Raw genomic sequence first — 15494 nt, 5'->3', positions numbered from 1 at the left:
TTTAAGTTCTAAAGCCATAAAATTTTTGCTAGCGCAAAGTGTTGATTTAAAGGGGGAAACTATAGTTATCAAGCTTTCTGCAGGTATAATAAATGATGATACACAGTTAGCTAATTTTTCTGAAAATGTTTATTTATTAACAATGCTAGGAATAAATGTTATTATTATTCATGATTACAGTCAAATACTAGACTCAACTTTGCAATTATTAGGATTTTCTGAAGAGCTAAAATATAAGAATAATATTACTAGTTACCGTACTACTCAAATTATCGAAATGGTATTGGTTGGACATATTAATTCAAAAATAGTAAGCAGTTTATGTAATGTGGATGTATGGCAATGGGTATTTCAGGTAAAAGTGCTAATCTTATCGAAGCACGAAAATCAAGAATTATTTATTCAAATCAAGATAGAAAATCTAAATCAGTAATTGATCTACAATTTACCAATAGCCCTGCAATTGTTAATCCAGAAATTTTAATCAGCTTGGAAGATGCAAATTTAGTAACTGTCATTTCACCAGTATCAGTTGGTCCTAATAATTCAACATGTTTACTTGATGTTAATATAACTAGTTCAGTAATTGCAGCTAGTATGACAGCTAAATGCTTAGTATTTCTGACTGAGTTTAAGCAGAATATACAGTTTCAAAACTATAGCTTAGCTCAATTTAAAAAGTTTTATGAGAATAACCAAAATTGCTGTATTGATCAATCTATTATACATGCAACTTGCGACGCTTTAAATAATAATGTAGAAAAAATAAGAATTGTTAATTCAACTACATCAGATGCATTGATCAATGGTCTTTTTAATAAGACTGATAACATTATCGAAGTTAAATTATAGTAATATAAGGAGCTACCTCATATAAAAAGAAACAATAATACAATAATATAGTATATGTTATTTTTTAAGAGTGCTAATAAATAAAGAATATAAGTAAAAAATATTACTAATAAGACATATGAAAGCATTAGGTGCATCAAAGATTAGATAGATATCCCAAATTCAGTACTAATGAGGAGGTTAGGGCCTCAGTTTTGAATTAAAGATTTTAGAATCAATAGAAGATTTAGTAGGTTTCAGGCAATAGGTAATTAAGAGGAAATATGTAGATGAAAGCATTCCATATTGAATGATGTCTTGTATGTTTGCAATCAAAAGGCAATTTTAATACACTGAAGACCAAATATAGTTTCAAATAATTGAATTTTTATATAACAAAAACTTTTCAACTAAAGGTAAAAGTTTATTTTTCTCTCTTTATACTAGTTACCAACTTCAATCCCATATTATAAAATCAGAAAACAATTTTTGTTTTAAATAGCCTCTTTATCACCAAATGAAAAACCAGTAATATAGCAAAAGATGTAGAAATATCAAGCTAATAATAGTATAGCATATCAGACTACAGTTTTTAACACTAATATGATTATTATTACAGTATTACATGATACTATCGAAAATAGCTTAAAAAAGAAAAAAATTGCTAGAGTATTTGGCTGTAATACAGCAGTGATAAACCATATGGCAATAACATTGCCTACTAAAAAAGTATGAAAAGCATACCAAATATAAAGAAGCAAGGAAGTTAGTTTGTATTAACTTTTATGCTTTATAGAAGCTACTATTAACTCGCATTAATTTTTATAATTAATATTCAACTTCAATTATAAATATATTCACAATCAAGCGTATATGATTATTTCTAGACAAAAGCTACATAAAATTCGATAGAAAAATCCAATATCCATATTAATCCATTTTCAGAAATACCAGAAAATGATACTAAAAAAAGATATATAAGCCAGATCTAACTTTTTATCAAGCTTTCTGTCTATTTTTTAGCAACTATGGCTGCTATATGGAACAACAACTATATATAAAGAAGACGCTCCTGCAACTACAGTTTATCCTTCTGATTGACTCATTTTTATTAACTCTTCATTACTCAAATTTTCTAGTATCATTAATTTCATTTCAGGTGGTAAGTAAGGCAAATGTGGTTGAGCGTCTGGAGAACTACATGGGTCAAAAATTTTACTCATTGATTCTAGTGCAGTATGTAATACTGCAGATTTCACAATGTCTTCATCAATATACAATCGATATTGAGCACATTTGGTAACATCAAGCATAGAAGCGTATTTTTTCTGTTCCTCTTTATTATTTCCTGCCACAAATATATCCCAAAGAGATAATTCATCTTTAACAATAATGGCTTGCATTTCCTGTATTTCTTGCAAACATCCTTGTTTCAAGTCAGCAAATACACTATCTACAAGCAATTTATCTGCTAAATCAACATTTTGATTACAGGCTTCTCGCTTAACAATATTAGCAACTAATAACTTTACTATTTCTAAGTTTTCACCATCAGAATGATTCATACACCTAAGAGGAGTACAGAGCACGTTATTGCATAAACTTGTATCAGCTCCACTAGCTAGCAGATACTGTACATTTTTTAATTTATTATATCCAGCAGCAAGATGCAAAGGAGTGTCCCATAATGTATTTTGACAATTTACATTAGCTCCATGAGCTACTAGCGTCTTTACAAGCTCAACAGATCGTACTGAAGCATAATGCAGAGCAGTATTACCATTAATACCTCCCTGCTCTACATCAGCTCCATGAACTAACAAAGAATGTACAACATCGTTGTAACCCTTAATAGTAGCTGTTATTAAAGAACTACGCCTATACATGTCCTCTAAATTTGGATCAGCTCCATGAGCTAATAGAATATTTACAGTTTCCGTGTGGCCTTCATAAACAGCAAGATGTAAAGCAGTACTTCCATCTTCATCTACTGAATTAATATCGATACTTTCTCCCTCTAAAAGAATACGTTGTACCTCTGCTGCATTACCATGTTTAGCAGCAGAGCGTAAAGTAGCATTATTCATATCTTCTCCTCTTCTCCGAAATTAAATAATATATAAAGCAAGGAATTTTAATATATTTCTTTTAGAAAATATATCTTGCAGCATTCAGCATTATTATACACTTAATAAGTAATAATGCAATCTAAAATTGATTTACGTGATAAACTATTATAAATATATTCACAATCAAGCGTATATGATTACTTCTAGACAGAAGCTACATAAAATTCGATAGAAAAATCCAATATCCATATTAATCTATTTTCAGAAGTACCAGAAAATGATACTGAAAAAAGATATAGAAACCAGATCTAACTTTTTATCAAGCTTTCTGTCTATTTTTTAGCAACTGGCTACTCCTCAATATGGAACAACAACTATCCTTCTTCATATAGAGGAGATGCTCCTGCAACTACAGTTTCTTCTTCTTGCTCTGTCGTACTTACTTTTATTAACTCTTCATTATTCAAATTTTCCAGTATCATTAATTTCATTTCAGGTGGTAAGTAAGGCAAATGTGGTTGAGCTTCTGGAGAACTACATGGATCAAAAATATTACTCATTGATTTTAGTGCAGTATTTAATGCTGCAGATCTCACAATGTCTTTGTCAATATACAATCGATATTGAGGACATTCTGTAACATCAAGCATACAAGCGTATTTTTTCTGTTCCTCTTTATCATGTCCTACCACAAATATATCCCAAAGAGTTAAATTATCTTTAACAACAATGGCTTGCATGCTCTGTACTTCTTGCAAACATTTGTGTTTTATTTCAGCAAAGCAACAATCTATAATCTGTTTATCTGTTGAATCAATATTTTGATTACAGCATTCTTGCTTAACAAGATTAGCAATTAATAACTTTATTATTTTTAAATTTTGATGCTTAGAATGCACTATGCTACTAAGAGGAGTACAGAGCACGTTATTGCATAAATTTGTATCAGCTCCACTAGCTAACAGACACTTTACAATTTCTACTTGACCATATTTAGCAGCATGATGCAAAGGAGTGTTACCTAATACATTTTGACAATTTGTGCTAGCTCCATGAGCTATTAGAAGCTTTACAATCTCAATAGATTGTTTTCGAGGCATAATGCAGAGCAGTATTATTATAAACATTTGGCTGATTTACATCAGCTCCATGAACTAACAAAGAACATACAATATCTTTGTAACCCTTAATAGTTGCTGTTATTAAAGGAATATTCATATACCTGACCCCTAAATTTGGATCAGCTCCATGAGCTAACAGAACATTTACAGTTTCTATGTAACCTCTATTAACAGCAAGATCTAAAGCGGCATTTCCATACAGATCCACTGAATTAACATTGATATTTTCTCCCTCTAAAAGAATACGTCGTACTTCTTCTGCATGACCATGTTCAGCGCAGCAGAGCGTAAAGCAGCATTATTCATATCTTCTCCGAAATTAAATATTATATAAAGCAAGAATTTTCAGATATTTTTTCGAAAATGTAGTATATCTTGCGGTATTACTATACATTTAATAAGTAATAATGCAACCTAGAATTGATTTACGTGATAAACTATTCTATATTAACTCTGTCTACTGAAAAAATATGAAAAGCATATCAAATATAAAGAAGTATAAAGATTAATAAAAATTAATCCTTCTAATTTTATAGAACCTATTATCCACTTGTGTTAATTTTTAGCAGTTTTTATAATTAATATTCAACTTTAATTGAAATTAAATTTATAAAATTTATCAATATTACAAACAAATTAAAGTAAAACGTTAAAATAGGAAGAACAAAAATTTAGGAAATTTAACGCTAATTTTTAATTTAGAAGTTGAACTAATGATCGAGAAACGCATACAACCTAAGGCTAATTAAGCTATTTTCAAGTCAAATATATTATGAATTAATTAGCACAAAAAAGTTGCTATAAAAAAATCGTAATTATTTATTAGCTATTTAACCACACAGTGTATATCTTATTAATAACATATCAATTATATGGTAATTATAGTTTGTTCTAAGTAATTAAGAATAATAATTTAAAGTAATACAAGTTCCTATTAGACCAATTGAATACTTTGATATATTATACAATCTTTAAATTAGTTATACCTTGTATAATATTTTTTTTCCACATCTAATTCTTCTTCCATTATTAGTAAATATGGTTTCAGCAATATTAGAACATTATAATCTGAGGATAAGCTTTTTTACAGTAACTCCATAGTGATCTATAGTTATCTTTTTTTGGAATAAAATTGCGATAAATATTTTACTACTTAACAGTTATTTTTCTCAGATACAATATGTGTAATAGTTCGACCTAAGCTATCTGTAATAGTTCTTACCAATTTTCTTAATATATACTTAATATATGTAAGTCACTATTAAAATAGTGTATGGATAAATTATCAAATTCATCTACTGTATGTATCTTTGCTCTACATTTGGGCAACAATTTGAGAGGAAAACTCTTGTTAAAAGCTGAAACAATAAAAACAATAACTCAAATGATCAATATGATAGATAATTCAATAAGAAAAAATCAAAAAGCAAATATATTTAATTTAATAATTGACATTCGATTAATAAATTTTATACTTCAATGAAGTAATATTAAATTACTTATTTAACGAGTGAAAAACATTAACTGAATTTTTATGGTTAATACAATGGAAAGCGATATAAATAATAATATAGAAGAATTATTACAGAACTTAAAATCTTTACAAAGCGACTATAAAGAGGTAAAAGATCAACTAAATCAAACAGTACAACAAATAGAAACAGATGGAAACAAAGAAAATTTATTGCAATCCCTAAGATCAGAATATAACAATTTAGAAAAGTTAGTATCGCAATTATTGCAAGTAACAGCTGAAGTAACAAGTTCAGTAAAAGAATTACAGCCATCAAATGAATTAGCAAGTATAATACTGCAACAAATAGACTTTAATGCAATGTGTGATATAATATCAGCATCTAAAGTAATAACAGAGCAAGTAGAAGAATTGCTATATGAGCCAATAGCATCTAGGCAAGATAGTATAGAATCAGAACAATCACAAGTATCTATGTTATCCTTAAGTAGTTTAGATATAGATAGTAATGATGATAATCCTAACATAGATTTTCAGAATTTCATCTCTAAGCTTGAAAAGTTTAGTGATATTTAACTAATCTTAGATTTTCTAGGATAAGAATCTGAAAACTAAGGTTTTAATCTAATTGCAAGCAGAATATTGCACATACTAAGGCGCAGATCTGCTTTACAAGGAAATATTTTTCAATTTTTACGGTGTTATAATCAACTAAGTCCAACCAATCTTTAGATGATCCAACATTGCTATCGAATCAGTTACAAGATGTTTAAAATAATGTATTGTATTTTAAATTTTTCTTTTGTTCATTTGTAAGTTTTAGCTACTCAGGCATTACAATATTCCTATTATTATACGAGATGAACAGTCTTATAAAAACACTAAGGCATAGTAATTAAAAAGTATTTTTGCAAAAAGCACAAAAAATATATATTTTTACACTATATATAAACGTAAAGAGAGTTGTAATATTTACTATTCCTATATATTTTAGCCTGTTCTTTATTGAGATCTTCTATTAATTAAGCAAACAATCTCTATTAGATGGATAATTCTACTTGTTACTCTTATCTTTTTCAAACTTATTTTTTCCTATTTCTTGTATCAAACTATCGCTATAATTCTTCTTACTTTCAAGTATTCTTATTACATCAAACTCAGATTAAAAAAATTTAATCTTTTAGCTTTTTTCTTCACAGAAGATATTTTTTCCTTTAAAAAAGGATAGCTTATTTTCATATAAAACTCACTTTGTAATATTCATTGTTGTCACCTGGATACGCTCTGTAGTTATATGATCTACTAATCCAAATGCTTTTGCTGCTATTGGATCCATAAAGTTATCACGTTCCATACTTTCTTCTATTACCTGTAATGGCTGATTAGTATGATGAACATACAAGTTATTAATAGTCTTTTTCATTTTAAGGATTTCTTGGGCATGAATTTGAATATCTGTAGCCTGCCCTTGAAATCCACCAGATGGCTGATGCATCATAATTCTGCTATTAGGCAAACAATGACGCATACCTTTTTGCCCGGCTGCAAGTAGCAATGATCCCATAGAGCATGCTTGCCCAAGACATAATGTTAATACAGGTGACTTAATATACTGCATTGTATCATATATAGCCATACCTGCAGTAACTACTCCTCCAGGAGAATTAATATACATAAAAATTTTTTTATCAGGTGATTCAGCCTCAAGGAATAACAATTGTGCTACTACTAAATTTGCCATATGATCTTCTATTTCTCCACATACAAATACAATTCTTTCCTTAAGTAACCTAGAATAAATATCATAAGCTCGCTCTCCACGATTAGTTTGCTCAACAACCATAGGTACATATAAAGAAGTTTTATTACTATCCATAAAATATATCCTTAATTTAAAATTAATATTTCCAGTATAATTTAGTGCTACTCATCTCATTTGTAATATACAAATATTAAGAATTGTTAGATACAAGAAATTTTTACATAATATGCCTGATTGTCAAGTATTAGTACTATGCAAAATAGCACTTTTTAAGCTTTGATTATTAATATCAAAACTTAATTCAAATATTTATAAAGCTTTATTTTAAGTTAGTATAATAAGATCAGTAATACAGCCGTTATTAAATAGATTTGCATCATCTGGTTCAGTTGATGAAATCCAACATTGCACTGGAAATTGAGCTAAAAAATTTGCTAAGTACTGCCTTTTTTCTATATCTAGGTGAATAAATAACTCATCTAACAGCAATATAGGAAATTTACCATAATTTCTACTGTATTGTAACATCTGTGCAATCAACAGGGAAATCAATAAAGCTTTTTGCTCTCCTGTAGAACAAAATTGAGCTAGTTGATTTTTTTCTATATGAGTTACTTTAAAATCACTACGGTGAACTCCAAAACAGCTTTTGCCAGAGTTACAATCAATAGTACGGGAATCATAAAATCTACTACTAATTAACTCCAATATTTTTGGTAATTCTTGGAAATATAGTTCCATTATCTGGCATTTAATATCGAGTTTAACCTTAGGAAATGGAGCCTCTATTTCATCTAAATATAGCTGCAACTGTCGAATAACCTGATAGCGACACAAAGCAATTTCTAATGATACCTTAGCTAAACTGTTTTCTATCACACTAATCCATCTAGTTTGGCTAGGATTAGTTCTTAATAAAATCATTCTTTCTCGTAAGTAATGCTCATACTTATTAACACGCTCAGCATGCTTATGGTCAAATAAAAAAACTATCCTATCAAGAAGCTTTCTTCTTTGAGTAATTCCATCAAGAAAAACACTTTCCATTTGCGGAGTAATACAAATCATATTGACAAACTCCAATAACTTATGGCCTGCAATTGTATTATCATTAAGTTTTATGTAACGCTTAGCAGTATTTCGATAGTAATTAGTTGAGATTTTAACAATATTAATAGCCGTTTGTAACGTAATTTCAGCTATCCACTGACAAGCAACATCATTACTACCTGGTCCTCGTCTTAAAATATCATCATATTTAGCACCACGTAATCCCCGTCCTGGAGCAAATAATGATATAGATTCTAATAAATTTGTTTTACCACTACCATTTATACCAGCAATTAATATTTTATCACATTGTGAAGATACAGTTAATTCAGTTAAATTACGATAATCATGTAGTACTAACTTTGTTATTCTGCATATTGAGCTCGTACCTAATGTCATTAATGTACAATTCTGTTAATTACAATATTCAATATAATATTTTGATGAGTCCCGTAAATCTAAAACTTTATATTTTTGATTAAAAAACTTATTAGACTGGAATAACTTAACTAAATATTGCCAAGCTTTATTAAAATCATCTTCTGGCATTTTAACAGTAATATTTTCTTGAAATATTAAATTCCATCTTCTATTACCATACCTTACTGCGGACACGATTTTTGAAGCTAAGCTAGGTTCTGAACCAATGGTAAGAATTAATTTATTAGCATGCAAGTTAGCTCCAGGACCAACTAAATGTAATAGCGAAGAGAATTCTGAAATTTTATCTGTATGCATTACTATTCCTTCATTATCAATAAGATACAGTTTTTTATTCAGTTGCCAAATTGCTATTGGTTTTCTTTCTAAAATACCAACATATATAGTATTTGGTAGTCTTCTTTCTACAATAGCATTACGTATCCAACTATTTTTTTCAAGTTCAGCTTTTACTCTTTGAATATCAATATCAAATATTGGCGCTCCAGTATCAGCATTAATTGCAGCCATAATTTTAGATGTTGCAACATTTTGTTGGCCATCAATGATTACTTTTTCAAGTCTAAATCCAAAATCGCTAGCTATTCCAATCAATTTATTAGTTATTTCTATCTGTATAAAATTAAGTTTATTAGTAAATAATAATACAAAAATTAGTATTACTATTATCACTTTTATAACTAATAAACATTTAGTATAATAGTTAATAATAGCTCTCTTTAAGGGAATACTAATCCTTGTAATTTTTTTTGTCTGATTTACTATAGTAGTACTTTTATTGTACATTTTATTTAATTTAATCGTATTGAGCCGTCATTAATATTTTTTCTATCAGTGTATTAAAACTAATACCTCGGTATTGCGCAATTTCAGGATAGCTTGATAAAGATGTCATACCAGGATGAGTATTTAACTCTATAACATACACCTCATTGTCAATATCAGACAATATACACTCTAATCTACATGGCCCCCTACAGTCAAAAATTTTGTATACTTTTTCTGCAATGCTTATAATTTGACTAGTAATACTAGCTGAAAGAATCGGAGGCATAACATGCTCAGCAAAACCAGCATTATATTTGCTTTGATAATCATAAAAGATTTTGTTCTTAAGCATCTTAATTTCTAAAATTCCAAGCACTTTACCATCTAGCAAAGCTACCTGTAGCTCTCTACCCTTAATATATTTTTCAACTAAAACCTTATTACCAAATTGAAAATTATAATCTTTAAATAAAAATGTATCTTCTGTACGCATGATCTTTACACCTATACTTGATCCCTGCTGCAATGGCTTGATAACATATGGTCTTGGAATAGGATCATCAACTATATTGTCAGTACTACTTACAATTACCCAAGCAGGGGTTTTAATACCATGGAATTGCAATATAGTTTTAGCAATTTGCTTATCAAACGCAGTCGCAGAAGTTTTCACACCAGAATGAGTATATGGTATATTCATAATATTTAATAAGCCAGGAATACATCCATCTTCTCCATATGTACCAATTAGACAATTAAACACTACATATGGCCGCTTAATTTCAGCTAGCTTAATTGCAATATCCTGCCCAACGTCTATACGAGTTATCTGATATCCATTAGCGATAAGAGCAGCCTGAACATTATCATTAGACATTAATGATACTTCTCTTTCAGCTGATCCCCCCCCATATAAAATTACTATATGCTTTTTACCTGAATTAGTTATAATTTCAACGATAGAGTTGCGGCTTTGTAAATTATGGGCTTTTGTTTCCAACAATCCTAATCTCCCATTCTAATTCTATACCAGTGCAATCAAAAACTTTCTTACGAATCAACTCTCCTAAATTTTCAATATCACTAGCAGTAGCATTTCCATTATTAATTAAAAAATTACAATGTAAATTTGATACTTGAGCATCACCTATAGTATACCCACGCAATCCAACTTGATCTATTAATTGCCAAGCCTTATAACTACTAGTATTACAGAAAGCACTGCCAGCAGTCTTTTGATTGATTGGCTGCGTTAATTTACGAGCTGTCTTTATTCTTTGTAACTTTTTACTAATACTTATTTGACTGTCATTATAACAAATTAGATTAGCTCTTGTAAAGATCAAAAAACCATTCATATTGCATCGCCTATATTGAAAGTTTAAATCTTTACATAAAAATATATGTTTACTACCTAACCTATCAAAAGCTTCAACAGAATAAACAATATCTTTAAATTCCTGTCCATACGCTCCGGCATTCATAGCAATTCCTCCACCTATTGTACCTGGTATACCAGATAAAAATTCCAAGCCACCTAAGCCATATTGTAGACAAAATTTAGCAACATTACAATTTAAAGTACCAGCTCCTACGCTAATGATAGCATAATGATTATTTTTAATAAGATTAATATCATTAAAATTTCGTCCTAGTTTAATTGTTACACCATCAATACCACCATCTCTAACAAGCATATTGGATCCTGCACCTAATATATTAACTTGAATATCAGGTGGTAAATTTACTAAAAAAGAAGATAGATCTTGCTCATCTTTAGGTTTATAAAAAACTTTGCTAATTCCTCCTACTTTAAACCAGGTAAGCGGAAATAATTTAAAATTTTCTCTGTATTCGCCATTAACTTTTGGTAGTGATAGCATTATAGATACATTGCATTGATAATAATTGCTGTGGCAGTATTGCTGCAAATTGAGTAATATCTCCAGCTCCCATTAATAACACAATGTCATATGGCTTAGCTTGACTATAAATAATTTCTAACAACTCATTCAAATCATTTATAGCTGTAACATATGCGTTCTGGTAATGAACTTTAATAGCCTTAACTAAAGACACATGAGATAAGTTATATGTTTCTTGTTCTCCAGCACTATACACTTGTGAAATATATAACTGATCTACACATTGAAAGCAATGAATAAAATCTGAAAATAAATACTTTAGTCTAGAGTAGCGATGTGGTTGAAATATAGCTATAACCCTTCCCTGTTTTTTATCTGCAAGACACCTTGCTGTATTCACAGTTGCTATAACTTCTGCAGGATGATGAGCATAGTCATCAATAATAGTGATGTTATTATACTCTCCAGTTTTCATAAATCGCCTTGCAATCCCTTTAAAATTTTTAAATCCATTCTTGACAACTTTTAAGTCAAAATTTAATCCTACAATAACAGCTATTGCTGCTAGCGAATTAAGTACATTATGTTCGCCTAAAGATGGCAAAGTTATTTGCAAAATTTCATTATAAAAATTAGGTACTTTAACTTTAACATTATATATTGAATAATCATACTCAGTTCTAATATTAAATGCTTGAATATGAGCATTCTCAGAATTAATACCGTAAGTAATAATCTTTCTAGATGTCATTTTATTTATTAAATTTTGTACTGTAAAATCATCAATACAAGCTACTGCAAAACCATTATATGGTAAATTAGTAATAAACTGATAAAAAGTATTAACTAAATTATCAAAATTCTTATAAAAATCTAAATGATCAGTATCAATATTAGTAATAACAGCAATTGTAGCAGGAATTTTTGTAAGAGTTGCATCTGATTCATCAGCTTCAGCAATAAAGTAGTCACTATTACCTAAATAAGCATTAGTGGCTTTATTATTCATAATTCCACCAGTAATAACAGTAGGATATAATCTATAAGCCTCAAATAGGCAAGCAATTAAGGCTGTTGTGGTAGTTTTGCCATGAGATCCAGAAACTGCTACAGCAATTTTTGATCTCATCAACTCAGCTAATACTTCTGCCCTGGATACTATTGGTATTTTAGCTAAAACTGCTGCTTGATACTCAGGGTTATTTTGCTTTACAGCAGGAGATATAACTATAACTTCTGCTCCATTAATATTATTAGCACTATGACCATGCATTACCTCAATACCTAATGATTGTAGCCTTTTAGTATTAAGATTAATAGTTAGATCCGATCCCCTAACTTTATACCCCAAATTATGCATTATCTCAGCAATACCACTCATACCTATCCCACCAATACCAACAATATGCACAATACTAGATGCAAGCTCTTTATTTGCAAAAAACTTCACAACAGTAAATACAATAGCCTATGTATACAATTTCATATTGCGAGATATGCCTATCTAATACCTTTTTTTCCCTATAATAAAAAAAAACTAAAAGCTAAATCTAACACCAGCTGATAAAGAATGCCCATTGAAATCATACGGTTTAAAATTAGTATATGGTTTACCATTTACATTTTCTCCTGTAATACAACTTATCCACATATACTTATACTCAGCATCAACATATACTTCATCAGTTATTTCAACAGATACTCCAACTATAGCTTCTTTATAAAAATCAAGTTTATAATCTATCTTATGATTTTCTACTGTACCACCAGTATAAGAAGCTCCACCTCCTCCTCCAATAAATATTGAAACTGGCCCTATTTTAACTAGATCAATATACCCTCTTAATAATGCTACTCCGGAATTAAGAGCTAATAAACTACTTTCTTCCTCCTTATTATTATGATTGTTTATAATATTTGCATCTGATGTATCTGAACCTTGCTTTGGTTTAGTAGTAATATCAAACAGCCACATAGCACTAACTTCTGCCCTAAGATATCTATTTAAATAAGATCCCAAACTTCCACTTATTCCAAAAGGAAATTTTAAAAATTCTAGATCATTATCTTGAAAGCTGGATTGCCAACTATTTGGTATTAATCCAATACCACTTACCTTAGCATAGTAATCATATTCTAAATAACTCAACCAATCATCTTCTGCTGCATATAAAGATGAACAATATGATAAAGAAATAGCAGCAATGGTACCTATTAATTTTCTTTTCATAACTTAAATTTATATTTTATTATTAACTTATAAAAGCAGCTAAAAAACTATTTAGCTGCTTTTATATTGTTTTTTTAAGAAAAAAAAGTCTAGTAAAAAAAACTAGAAACTATAACGTATAGTTGCACTTGCCATATATGCACCTAATTGATACTTATCTTCTACTTTATTAAAGCAATGCATATAACCAGCTTCTATATCAGCTGATACACCCTCAGCAATATTAACCGCTACACCAACTGCGCCAGATACAACCATACCTGTTTTTCCTGTTGTAATATCCTTACCATTTACCTTACCAAATGTATGAGCTATACCTGCTCCAAGACCAGCATATACTGACATTGACTCAGTTGTAATTATATCAGCATAACCTTTAATTTGCCCTACAATCATACTAAGATCAAATTCTGGTTCTTCTTTTGAATCTTTTCCTCCTTTTTCTTCAGAACCACCTGCTTTAGAACAAGGAGCTACTAACGGCTTATCGCCACCGCCACTTTGATCATCTTCTTGATCAGCTAATTGATCCATTGCTTTTTTAATTCCTGCATGACGACGCAACTTATTAAGATCTCTATACAAATCTTTAAGAGACTGACTTCCATTTAAAGCTCTTACTGCTGCACAAGCGACAGCTTCTGGAGTTGGGGCCTGAGGTTGCGGCTGCCCAGCTGCAGCTGCAGGTGCAGCAGGCATTACAAAACCAAGTTGAATTCGTTGATCAAAAGCATTAACCATAAATCCATCAAAGGATTCTCTAATTTCCTCCAGTAACGTTTCAACTTGCTGCATTGCCTCTTGTATCTGCTGAGAAGTGGCACTATTAGGCAAATTATTATAAGAAACCTGCTCAATACCAGCTGTTTTAGCAAATATCCTTATATCAGAATATATTTTAGAAAGCTGAGTATTTAGCACTTGAATAGAAGAAATACCAGATTTATTAGCATCCAATGATAAAGCAATACCAGTTACTAGATTTCTCCATTGCTCATGATCGTTTATATCAAAATCCTGCGCTGCTGCTCTTGGAACTGCATGTGGATTACCCCGAACGATTTGCCGTAACATTGGATTTAAGATCTGCGGCCCCTGAGGATTATTAGGATCCTGCACCATATACTGTATGCCAGCATAATCCCTCAACCAATTAATCCTTTCTTGCGCAGGAACCTGAGCTCCTACTTGACGTATAATATCAATAGCACGATTACGATCATCTGTACTTATAGGCATTACAACAGGTTGAGGTGGCGTAAGTTTTTTTCTCTTATGTATAATCGTTGCACCGACATTAGCGTCCCCGGAATCTGCATTACCTTTGCTACCAGAAGCCTCTACTTTGCCTGTTACATTCATAAGGTACATACCATTCAATTCTACCCTAAAGCCTGGAGCAATTGTCATTCCAGCTCCTACTGTAGCACCAAATGGATAACTAGTACTTAATGATATCTTTTTATCTGCAGAGCTAGTACTTGATTCTACACTTCCAAGCATTCCACCAGTAATACCTAGTCTAGCATAAGGACCACACTCAAGCTCACCAAACTCCATTGCATTAGCTGAAAATGGCAATGACAAGGCAGACATTGCACTAGCAATTAACATAATTTTTTTCATTCTAATCTCCTTAAAATTTAATTTTTTTAGTAGCAATAATTCTAAATTAATTCAGCCACAATAGTTATCTTTATATCAAAAAACTATTATTTAGTACACTACTATTTAATAGTATTTGTAAAATAATTTAAACAATCTATTAACACTGTGTTAAAAATACCGTTTTAAACAACCTTAATAAATTTAAAATCATTATTCTATATATTAAATACTTAATAACAATTAACTGAAATCAATTATTATTATATAATTATTAT

15 protein-coding genes and 1 pseudogene are annotated in these 15494 nt (G+C 30.1%); 4 read left to right on the top strand and 12 right to left on the bottom strand.

Going from position 1 to position 15494, the window contains the following annotated elements; all coding sequences use genetic code 11:
• The first annotated feature begins 25 nt into the window (after positions 1–25).
• The 3 genes from OCHUTO_RS06280 (at position 26) to OCHUTO_RS06765 (ending at position 1566) form a co-directional block, all read left to right on the top strand.
• Complete coding sequence (locus tag OCHUTO_RS06280; RefSeq protein ID WP_232296926.1) at positions 26–433, top strand: amino acid kinase family protein; 408 nt, start codon at positions 26–28, stop codon at positions 431–433.
• Positions 343–852, top strand: coding sequence for an amino acid kinase family protein (locus tag OCHUTO_RS06275; protein ID WP_232296925.1), 510 nt, complete (start codon positions 343–345; stop codon positions 850–852). The genes OCHUTO_RS06280 and OCHUTO_RS06275 overlap by 91 nt, the downstream gene beginning before the upstream one ends.
• 582 nt (positions 853–1434) lie before the next feature.
• On the top strand, positions 1435–1566 hold the full coding sequence (locus OCHUTO_RS06765; RefSeq protein WP_269745473.1) for a hypothetical protein: 132 nt from the start codon (positions 1435–1437) through the stop codon (positions 1564–1566).
• Positions 1567–1916: 350 nt separating this feature from the next.
• Here OCHUTO_RS06765 and OCHUTO_RS01825 read toward each other — a convergent pair whose 3' ends face one another.
• The 4 genes and pseudogenes from OCHUTO_RS01825 to OCHUTO_RS07035 form a co-directional block, all read right to left on the bottom strand.
• Entirely contained in the window at positions 1917–2918 is a 1002-nt protein-coding gene (locus OCHUTO_RS01825; protein ID WP_045797152.1) for an ankyrin repeat domain-containing protein, read from the bottom strand.
• 356 nt (positions 2919–3274) lie between these two features.
• The gene (locus tag OCHUTO_RS01820) at positions 3275–4000 is read right to left on the bottom strand and encodes an ankyrin repeat domain-containing protein (protein WP_045797151.1); all 726 of its coding nucleotides are present in this window, start codon (positions 3998–4000) and stop codon (positions 3275–3277) included.
• Positions 3978–4118: an ankyrin repeat domain-containing protein gene (locus tag OCHUTO_RS07040; protein WP_370664237.1), complete on the bottom strand. Its 141-nt coding sequence runs from the start codon at positions 4116–4118 to the stop codon at positions 3978–3980. The genes OCHUTO_RS01820 and OCHUTO_RS07040 overlap by 23 nt, the downstream gene beginning before the upstream one ends.
• A pseudogene (locus OCHUTO_RS07035) lies at positions 4107–4292 on the bottom strand (ankyrin repeat domain-containing protein); the annotation flags it as partial. The gene OCHUTO_RS07040 and the pseudogene OCHUTO_RS07035, both read right to left, overlap by 12 nt.
• A gap of 1263 nt (positions 4293–5555) precedes the next feature.
• On the opposite strand from OCHUTO_RS07035, the gene OCHUTO_RS01805 reads away from it, so the two are divergent.
• Complete coding sequence (locus tag OCHUTO_RS01805) at positions 5556–6071, top strand: coiled-coil domain-containing protein (RefSeq protein WP_045797148.1); 516 nt, start codon at positions 5556–5558, stop codon at positions 6069–6071.
• A gap of 670 nt (positions 6072–6741) precedes the next feature.
• Here OCHUTO_RS01805 and OCHUTO_RS01800 read toward each other — a convergent pair.
• From OCHUTO_RS01800 to tsa56, 8 genes are all read right to left on the bottom strand, one after another.
• On the bottom strand, positions 6742–7371 hold the full coding sequence (locus OCHUTO_RS01800; RefSeq protein ID WP_045797147.1) for an ATP-dependent Clp protease proteolytic subunit: 630 nt from the start codon (positions 7369–7371) through the stop codon (positions 6742–6744).
• A gap of 210 nt (positions 7372–7581) precedes the next feature.
• Positions 7582–8706: a DNA replication/repair protein RecF gene (gene recF / locus OCHUTO_RS01795; RefSeq protein WP_045797146.1), complete on the bottom strand. Its 1125-nt coding sequence runs from the start codon at positions 8704–8706 to the stop codon at positions 7582–7584.
• A 15-nt stretch (positions 8707–8721) separates the two neighbouring features.
• Positions 8722–9534, bottom strand: coding sequence for a cell division protein FtsQ/DivIB (locus OCHUTO_RS01790; RefSeq protein WP_045797145.1), 813 nt, complete (start codon positions 9532–9534; stop codon positions 8722–8724).
• Positions 9535–9544: 10 nt separating this feature from the next.
• Positions 9545–10516, bottom strand: coding sequence for a D-alanine--D-alanine ligase (locus tag OCHUTO_RS01785; RefSeq protein ID WP_045797144.1), 972 nt, complete (start codon positions 10514–10516; stop codon positions 9545–9547).
• Positions 10497–11399, bottom strand: a complete 903-nt coding sequence (murB, locus tag OCHUTO_RS01780; RefSeq protein ID WP_045797143.1) for a UDP-N-acetylmuramate dehydrogenase — start codon at positions 11397–11399, stop codon at positions 10497–10499. Before murB ends, OCHUTO_RS01785 begins: the two co-directional genes overlap by 20 nt.
• Positions 11377–12831, bottom strand: coding sequence for a UDP-N-acetylmuramate--L-alanine ligase (gene murC, locus OCHUTO_RS01775; protein WP_156961269.1), 1455 nt, complete (start codon positions 12829–12831; stop codon positions 11377–11379). The genes murB and murC overlap by 23 nt, the downstream gene beginning before the upstream one ends.
• Before the next feature lie 87 nt (positions 12832–12918).
• Positions 12919–13611, bottom strand: a complete 693-nt coding sequence (locus OCHUTO_RS01770) for an outer membrane protein (RefSeq protein WP_045797141.1) — start codon at positions 13609–13611, stop codon at positions 12919–12921.
• A gap of 102 nt (positions 13612–13713) precedes the next feature.
• Positions 13714–15237 (bottom strand): type-specific antigen TSA56, encoded by a 1524-nt coding sequence (gene tsa56 / locus OCHUTO_RS01765; RefSeq protein WP_045797140.1) that lies wholly within the window; start codon positions 15235–15237, stop codon positions 13714–13716.
• Positions 15238–15494: the final 257 nt, after the last annotated feature.

Origin of the sequence: Orientia chuto str. Dubai (assembly GCF_000964595.1) — a bacterium.
Lineage (GTDB): Bacteria > Pseudomonadota > Alphaproteobacteria > Rickettsiales > Rickettsiaceae > Orientia > Orientia mediorientalis.
The sequence above is the reverse complement of the archived record's forward strand: the minus strand, read 5'-3'. Positions and strand labels throughout refer to the sequence as shown.